At 70.3% G+C, this 7,456-nt stretch carries 7 protein-coding genes; 6 read left to right on the top strand and 1 reads right to left on the bottom strand.

Going from position 1 to position 7,456, the window contains the following annotated elements; genetic code table 11:
• Positions 1 to 450: AMP-binding protein (locus Q0A33_RS06065; RefSeq protein ID WP_291794462.1), on the bottom strand; the 450-nt coding region annotated here is incomplete at its 3' end.
• A gap of 141 nt (positions 451 to 591) precedes the next feature.
• Here Q0A33_RS06065 and Q0A33_RS06060 point away from each other — a divergent pair.
• The 6 genes from Q0A33_RS06060 to Q0A33_RS06035 all read left to right on the top strand — a co-directional run.
• Positions 592 to 1,383 carry an SDR family oxidoreductase gene (locus Q0A33_RS06060; protein ID WP_291794460.1) on the top strand — a complete coding sequence of 264 codons (792 nt, stop codon included), beginning with the start codon at positions 592 to 594 and terminating at the stop codon, positions 1,381 to 1,383.
• Between the two features lie 82 nt (positions 1,384 to 1,465).
• A complete protein-coding gene (locus Q0A33_RS06055; RefSeq protein WP_291794458.1) occupies positions 1,466 to 2,683 on the top strand; it encodes an acyl-CoA dehydrogenase family protein in 1,218 nt (405 codons plus the stop codon).
• Positions 2,680 to 3,438 (top strand): 3-oxoacyl-ACP reductase FabG, encoded by a 759-nt coding sequence (gene fabG, locus Q0A33_RS06050; RefSeq protein WP_291794456.1) that lies wholly within the window; start codon positions 2,680 to 2,682, stop codon positions 3,436 to 3,438. Before Q0A33_RS06055 ends, fabG begins: the two co-directional genes overlap by 4 nt.
• 31 nt (positions 3,439 to 3,469) lie before the next feature.
• Positions 3,470 to 4,669: an acetyl-CoA C-acyltransferase gene (locus tag Q0A33_RS06045; protein WP_291794454.1), complete on the top strand. Its 1,200-nt coding sequence runs from the start codon at positions 3,470 to 3,472 to the stop codon at positions 4,667 to 4,669.
• Between the two features lie 169 nt (positions 4,670 to 4,838).
• Positions 4,839 to 6,503 (top strand): AMP-binding protein, encoded by a 1,665-nt coding sequence (locus Q0A33_RS06040; RefSeq protein WP_291794452.1) that lies wholly within the window; start codon positions 4,839 to 4,841, stop codon positions 6,501 to 6,503.
• The coding region (locus tag Q0A33_RS06035; RefSeq protein WP_291794450.1) for an AMP-binding protein at positions 6,500 to 7,456 on the top strand (957 nt) is incomplete at its 3' end. The genes Q0A33_RS06040 and Q0A33_RS06035, both read left to right, overlap by 4 nt.

Here is a 7,456-nt window from a genome sequence, read left to right as displayed (position 1 = left end):
GTCCTGGGCGGGCTCCGCCGGCTCCGGTGCCAGCAGCGGGATCGTGCGGAAGGCCACCCCCGCCTCGGCCGCCGCCTGCTCGCCCGCAGCAGAGACCGCCGGATGCGCCACGACCTGCCGGGCGCCGGAGTCCTCGAGCAGGTAGGCGAGCTCCCGCACCGTGGACAGCGGATTGGCGGCGACGACCACGAGGCCGGCGGCATCGGCGCCCAGGAACTCCACGAGGAACTCCGGCGTGGTGGGGGCGATGAGGACCATCCGCTCGCCGGGAGCCAGGCCCGCGCTGCGGTTGCGATCGCGCGCTGCGCCCACCTCCCGCAGCAGGCGCGACCAGGTCACCTCCACGCGGGACTCGCCCGGGGGAGTGCGGAGCGCGACGGCGTCCGGTCGTGCGGCCGCCCAGGGCACCACCATGGAGGTGAGGGAGGGCGCGGGGGATGTCGATGCCATGATGCTCCTTCGAATCACGGTGGGCCACGTCGGAATGCACTGAACGAACGCTTGGCAAGCGCTTGAATTCGAGACGCTCCTCAACTATAGATAGAGGTGTCCCCGCTCACAAGGACGTGGGCGGCAGCGAGAAGGAGGGGCATGGACGTCACTGGCAGAACGGCCGTCGTCACGGGAGCCGCAGGGGGGATCGGTGCCGCGCTCGCCTCGGCGCTCACGGCCCGAGGGGCCTCGGTCCTGCTCGCGGACATCGATCCGCAGGTCGCGGAGACCGCCGCCGCACTCGGCCAGCACCACTGGACCGGGGACGTCGCGAGCGCCCAGGGCGTCGACGGCCTGCTGTCCGCCGCCCGTGAGGCGCTGGGCGACATCGACCTCTACTTCGCCAACGCGGGCATCACCGGCGCCAGGGGGATCGGCGGGGAGGCGGACTGGGACCGCATCCTCGACGTCAACCTCCGCGCCCACATCCGCGCCGCCGAACGCCTCGTCCCGGAGTGGACGCGCCGCGGCGGGGGATACTTCGTCGCGACGGCCTCGGCCGCCGGCCTCCTCACACAGATCGGGGCCGCCGGCTACTCCGTGACCAAGCACGCCGCACTCGCCTTCGCGGAATGGCTCTCCGTCACGTACGGCGACGAGGGCGTGCGCGTCTCCGTGCTCGCCCCCATGGGCGTGAACACCAAGATCCTCTGGGGCGACGGGACGCAGGAGAAGACGGGGGAGGAACGGGTCTCCCAGCAGGCCGTCGCGGAGGCGGGCACCGTGCTGGAGCCCGCGGACGTGGCGGAGACCGTCATGGCCGCCGTCGAGTCCGAGACGTTCCTGATCCTGCCCCACCCGGAGGTGCTCGACATGTACCGCATGAAGGGCTCCGACTACGACCGATGGCTCAGGGGGATGCGCAGGTACCAGGCGAAGCTGCGCGGCTGAACACCCGATCCGACAGCACACCACGCACGGCCGGGGAGAACGCCGGCACGCACGAGAAGAACTCAGGGAAGAGGGATCACCCATGCTCGAGACGACTGAGCGCGGACGCGAATACCAGGAGCGCCTGCAGGCGTTCATGGACGAACTGGTCTACCCGGCGGAGGCCGTGTACGAGGAGCAGATGGCCGCGGCGCCCACGCCGCACTTCCAGCCCCAGATCCTCGAGGACCTCAAGGCCGAGGCGAAGTCCCGCGGTCTCTGGAACCTGTTCCACCCGCACAAGGAATGGGGTCCGGGGCTCACGAACCTCGAGTACGCCCCGCTGGCGGAGATCATGGGACGCTCCGGCAGCCTGGCCCCGGAGGCCACGAACTGCAATGCCCCGGACACCGGCAACATGGAGGTCCTCACGCTCTTCGGGACGGAGGAGCACAAGGAGAAGTGGCTGAAGCCGCTGCTGAATGGGGAGATCCGCTCCGGCTTCGCGATGACGGAGCCGGCCGTGGCCTCCTCGGACGCGACGAACATCGAGATGACGATGAAGCGCGAGGGCGACGAGTACATCCTCGACGGCCGCAAGTGGTTCACCTCCAACGCGATGCACCCCAACTGCAAGGTGCTCATCGTCATGGGCAAGACGGACCCCAACGAGGCCACGCACCGGCAGCAGTCCATGATGGTCGTCCCCATCGACGCCCCCGGGGTGACGGTGGAGCGCAACCTCCAGGTCTTCGGCTACCACGACCGCGAGGGACACGCCGAGGTGTCCTTCGACCAGGTGCGCGTGCCGGCCAAGGACGTCCTCAAGGGCGAGGGAGAGGGCTTCGCGATCAGCCAGGCGCGCCTGGGGCCCGGCCGCATCCACCACTGCATGCGCTCGATCGGCGTCGCAGAGCGCGCGCTGGAGATGATGGTCAAGCGCGCGGAGTCCCGCGTGACCTTCGGGCAGAAGCTCTCCGAGCGCGCCAACATCCAGGACTGGATCGCGGAGTCGCGCATCGAGATCGACCAGGCCCGCCTGCTCACCATGCACGCGGCGGACATGATGGACAAGCACGGCAACAAGGTCGCGAAGAACGTCATCGCCCAGATCAAGGTCGTCGCACCCAACATGGCGCTCAAGGTCGTCGACCGCGCCATCCAGGTCCACGGCGGCGGCGGCGTCACCCAGGACTTCCGCCTGGCGGAGTCCTGGGCGCACCTGCGCACGCTGCGTCTGGCGGACGGCCCGGACGAGGTGCACAAGCGCGCCATCGCCCGCAACGAACTGAAGAAGTACAGGAAGGACACCGCACGATGAGTGAGAACATCCGCACCGCGATCGTCACCGGAGGGGCGCGCGGGATCGGCGCGGCCATCGCCGAACGCCTCGCGGCCGACGGCCGCCAGGTCGCCGTCATCGACCTCCGCGAGGAGGACACGGCCGAGGTCGTCGAGCGCATCCGCGCGGCCGGGGGCAAGGCCCTGGGCGTGGGCGCCAACATCGCGGACGAGGACCAGGCGAAGGCCGCGGTGGACCGCGTCGCCGCGGAGCTGGGCGCGCCCACGATCCTCGTGAACAACGCCGGCATCATCCGCGACAACATGCTGTTCAAGATGACGAAGGACGACTTCGAGTCCGTCCTCGGCGTGCACCTCACGGGCAACTTCTTCATGACGCGGGCCGTGCAGTCCCACATGGTCGAGGCCAAGTTCGGCCGCATCGTCTCCCTCTCGTCCACCTCCGCCCTGGGCAACCGCGGGCAGACCAACTACTCGGCGGCGAAGGCCGGCATCCAGGGGATGACGAAGACCTACGCGATCGAACTGGGCAAGTTCGGCGTCACCGCCAATGCGATCGCCCCGGGCTTCATCGAGACGGAGATGACGAAGTCCACCGCCGAGCGCGTGGGCGTGCCCTTCGAGGACTTCGTCAAGGGCGCGGTCTCCCAGATCCCCGTGGCGCGCTCCGGCAAGCCCGAGGACATCGCGCACACCGCCTCCTTCCTCACCAGCGAGGGAGCGGGCTTCGTCTCCGGTCAGGTCATCTACGTGGCCGGCGGACCCAAGGCCTGAGCTCGCCGAGCCGGCAGATGAGGAGAATGACATGACCGAAGCAGTCATCGTATCCACCGCACGCACGCCCATCGGCAAGGCGTACCGCGGCGCATTCAACAACACCCAGTCGCAGGAGCTCGCCGGGCACGCCATCCGCCACGCGGTCGAGCGCTCCGGCGTGGACCCGGCGGAGATCGAGGACGTCGTCTTCGGCTCCGCGGTCCAGCAGGGCGCGCAGGGCGGCAACATCGCCCGCCAGGCCGCGCTGCGTGCGGGCCTGCCCACCTCCGTGGCGGGCATGTCCGTGGACCGGCAGTGCGCCTCGGGCCTCATGGCGATCGCCACGGCGGCCAAGCAGATCGTCCACGACGGGATGAAGGTCGCCGTGGGCGGCGGCGTGGAGTCGATCTCGCTGGTGCAGAACGACAAGCAGAACACCTTCCGCGCCAAGGACCCGTGGCTGGAGGAGAACGTCCCGGGCCTGTACCTGCCCATGCTCCACACGGCGGAGATCGTGGCCGAGCGCTACGGCGTGAGCCGTGAGGCGCAGGACGAGTACTCGCTCGAGTCCCAGCGCCGCACCGCCGCCGCACAGGAGGCAGGACGCTTCGACGCGGAGATCGTGCCGCTGACCACGACCAAGATCGTCGTGGACAAGGCGACCGGCGAGACGCATGAGGAGCAGGTCACGCTGGAGAAGGACGAGGGCAACCGCCCCTCGACCACGCTGGAGAACCTGGCGGGGCTGAACCCCGTGCTGGCGCCCGGCGTCGCCTCGGCGAACCCCAGCATCACCGCAGGCAATGCCTCGCAGCTCTCCGATGGTGCCTCCGCCTCCGTGCTCATGAGTGCGGAGGAGGCCTCCAAGCGGGGTCTGCAGCCCTTGGGCATCTACAAGGGCATCGCGGTGGCCGGCAACGAGCCGGACGAGATGGGCATCGGCCCGGTCTTCGCCGTTCCGCGCCTGCTCGAGCGCCACGGGCTCACGGTGGACGACATCGGCCTCTGGGAGCTCAACGAGGCCTTCGCCGTGCAAGCGCTCTACTGCCGCGACCGGCTGGGCATCGACCCGGAGAAGTACAACGTGGACGGCGGCGGCATCTCCGTGGGCCACCCCTACGGCATGACGGGAGCCCGCCTCGTGGGCCACGCCCTGCTCGAGGGCAAGCGCCGCGGCGTCAAGCACGTCGTCGTGACGATGTGCGTGGGCGGCGGCATGGGAGCGGCCGGCCTCTTCGAGGTCGTCTGAGAACTCAGAACACGCGCACCTGCCGGTGCGCGCACGTGTGCGGCACCGGGACCCGTTCCCGGTGCCGCACACTGGGCCCGGGGGCGTGAAGGGGCGCCCCGCGGGATCGCCGCGGGTCAGTGCCGATCCGCGAGACGGTGTCAGCGCTGACACCGGGAGGGAGACACTCATGAGCTGGTTCGATGATCGTCCGTGGCTGAAGACCCTGGGCTGCACGGAGCCGGACGCCGTGGAGGAGTCCACGACGCTGCGCGACCTCGCGGCGACGGTCGCGGCGAACGGGGACGTCCGCGCCTACGCCTACTACGGACACGACGTGACCTATGCGGAGCTGGACCGGCAGTCCACAGCCTTCGCAGCCTATCTGCACGAGCAGGGGATCCGCCCCGGCGACTCCGTGGGCATCTACTTGCAGAACAGCCCGCACTTCCTCATCAGCACCTACGGCATCTGGAAGGCCGGGGCGGTGGTCGTCCCGCTCAACCCCATGTACCGCGACGAGCTCGCGCACGTGTTCGCGGATGCGGACGTCAAGGGCCTCGTGGTCTCGAAGGCGCTCTACCTCATGCGGGTGAAGGAGTACACGGAGAACGTGCCCACCGTGGTCCTCGTCGATGACCTGGACTGGGCGGAGAACGGCCCCGAGGCCGTGTTCGGCGCCTTCCGCGATCTGCCGGACGTGCCGCTGCCGGACTTCCGGACCGTCATGGAGGAGCGGCTGGACACGGACTTCACCCCCGTGGAGCCCGCACCCTCGGATCCTGCGCTGATCGGCTACACCTCCGGCACCTCGGGCAGGTCCAAGGGCGCGCTGCTCACGCACGCGACGCTGTCCTCGAACTCCCGCATGGCGACGCGGAACTCCCAGCTGGAACCGGGCACGGGCGTCGTCTCGCTGGCGCCCCTCTTCCACATCACGGGCTTCAACTGTCAGCTGGTGGCGGGCGTGGCGAGTGGCAGCACGCTCATCCTCAACCACCGGTTCGACCCGGGCTCCTTCCTGGACCTGCTCAGGGCGGAGAAGCCGCAGTTCATGGCGGGGCCGGCGACCGTCTACACGGCGATGATGGCCCACCCCACGTTCGGGGCGGACGCGTTCGAGTCATTCACCTCCATCATGTCCGGCGGCGCCCCGCTGCCGGAGGGCCTCGTCAAGCGGTTCGAGGAGAAGACCGGGCAGTACATCGGCCAGGGCTACGGGCTCACGGAGACCTGCGCCCAGTGCGTGACGGTGCCGCGGGGCCTGCGTGCTCCCGTGGACCCGGAGTCCGGGAACCTCTCGACCGGTCTGCCGCAGGCGGATGCGATGGTGCGCGTCCTCGACGACGCCGGTGAGCCCGTGGGGCCGGGCGAGGTGGGCGAGATCTGCGTCTCCGGGCCCATGATCGCCGCGGAGTACATCAACAATCCGACGGCCACGGCAGACTCGCTGCCCAGGGGAGAGCTGCGCACCGGTGACGTGGGGTACATGAATGAGGACGGCTGGGTCTTCATCGTGGACCGCAAGAAGGACATGATCAACGCCTCGGGGTTCAAGGTCTGGCCGCGTGAGGTCGAGGACGTCCTCTACACGCATCCCGCCGTGCAGGAGGGTGCCGTGGTGGGAGTCCCGGACGCGTACCGCGGTGAGACGGTGGTGGCGTATGTGACGCTGCAGCCGGGCGCGGAGGCGACGCAGGAGGACATCATCGCCCACTGCCGCGAGCACCTGGCCAGCTACAAGGCACCGGCGGAGGTGACCATCCTCGAGGAGCTGCCCAAGACCAGCTCCGGCAAGATCCTGCGGCGCACGCTGCGCGACGAGGCGGCGAAGGCGAAGGAGGCGCAGCAGTGACGGCAGGCCCGGACCGCGGTCAGGACGCAGGCCCGGACGGCGAGCGGGGGCTGCGCGCGGAGTGGGAGCGGGCCGCTGGCGAGCTCGCCTCGCTGCGGACGCTCTGGCCGGATTCCGTCCCCCGGACCCCGGCGGAGCTGGCCGCAGGTCCCGGTCTCGCCGAGACCGTGCTGCACTGGGCGCGGGAGCGTCCGGACGCCGTCGCGCTCAGCTACTACGGCTGGGAGGCGACGTGGGCGGAGCTCGCCGCGCAGGCCTCGGCGACGGCGGGCTGGCTGGCCGCGCACGGTGTGGCCGCCGGCGACCGCGTGGCGGTGTACATGGGCAACTGTCCGCAGTTCGTCCATGCCTTCTTGGGCATCGCGTGGCTGGGCGGCGTCTACGTGCCGAGCAACCCCATGTACCGGGTCGAGGAGCTGCGGCACCAGCTCGAGGACTCCGGCGCCGTGCACCTCTTCGCCCATCCCCACTCCCGGGACGTGGTCGAGGCCGCGCTGGAGCAGGTGGGGCATTCCGTGCAGGTCACGTGGACGGATCCCGCGGCGGTGTTCGCCGCTCCCGGAGCTCCTGCGCCCGAGGCCGGCCTGCCCATGGAGGTGCCCGCGCCGGAGGCCGCCGGTGACTGGGAGCGAGTGCTGGCGGCCGCGCCCGTGGATCCCGTGCCGGTGGATCCCGACCGGCTGGCGGCCCTGAACTACACGGGCGGGACCACCGGACGGCCCAAGGGCTGCGAGCACACGATCGGGCACATGGCCTACACGGCGGCCTCGGCACTGGCCGGCTCCGGCACCGCCCGCGTGGGCGAGCGGCGCGACGTCACCCTGGGGTTCCTCGCGATGTTCTGGATCGCCGGGCAGAACCTCAGCATTCTGCTGCCGATCTACAGCGGCGGCGAGGTCGCGATCCTCAACCGCTGGCACCCGCGGGTGGCGCTGGAGACGGTGGAGCGGCGC

It is taken from the genome of Brevibacterium sp., from assembly GCF_022712115.1.
Classification (GTDB): domain Bacteria; phylum Actinomycetota; class Actinomycetes; order Actinomycetales; family Brevibacteriaceae; genus Brevibacterium; species Brevibacterium salitolerans.
Note: the sequence above shows the minus strand (reverse complement) of the source record. Positions and strands in the feature narration are given on the sequence as shown.

Bases quoted from the DNA above. Each gene is read 5' to 3' on its own strand.
- Q0A33_RS06060 (WP_291794460.1), top strand. From the start codon at position 592: ATGGACGTCACTGGCAGAACGGCCGTCGTCACGGGAGCCGCAGGGGGG.
- fabG (WP_291794456.1), top strand. From the start codon at position 2,680: ATGAGTGAGAACATCCGCACCGCGATCGTCACCGGAGGGGCGCGCGGG.
- Q0A33_RS06055 (WP_291794458.1), top strand. From the start codon at position 1,466: ATGCTCGAGACGACTGAGCGCGGACGCGAATACCAGGAGCGCCTGCAG.
- Q0A33_RS06040 (WP_291794452.1), top strand. From the start codon at position 4,839: ATGAGCTGGTTCGATGATCGTCCGTGGCTGAAGACCCTGGGCTGCACG.
- Q0A33_RS06045 (WP_291794454.1), top strand. From the start codon at position 3,470: ATGACCGAAGCAGTCATCGTATCCACCGCACGCACGCCCATCGGCAAG.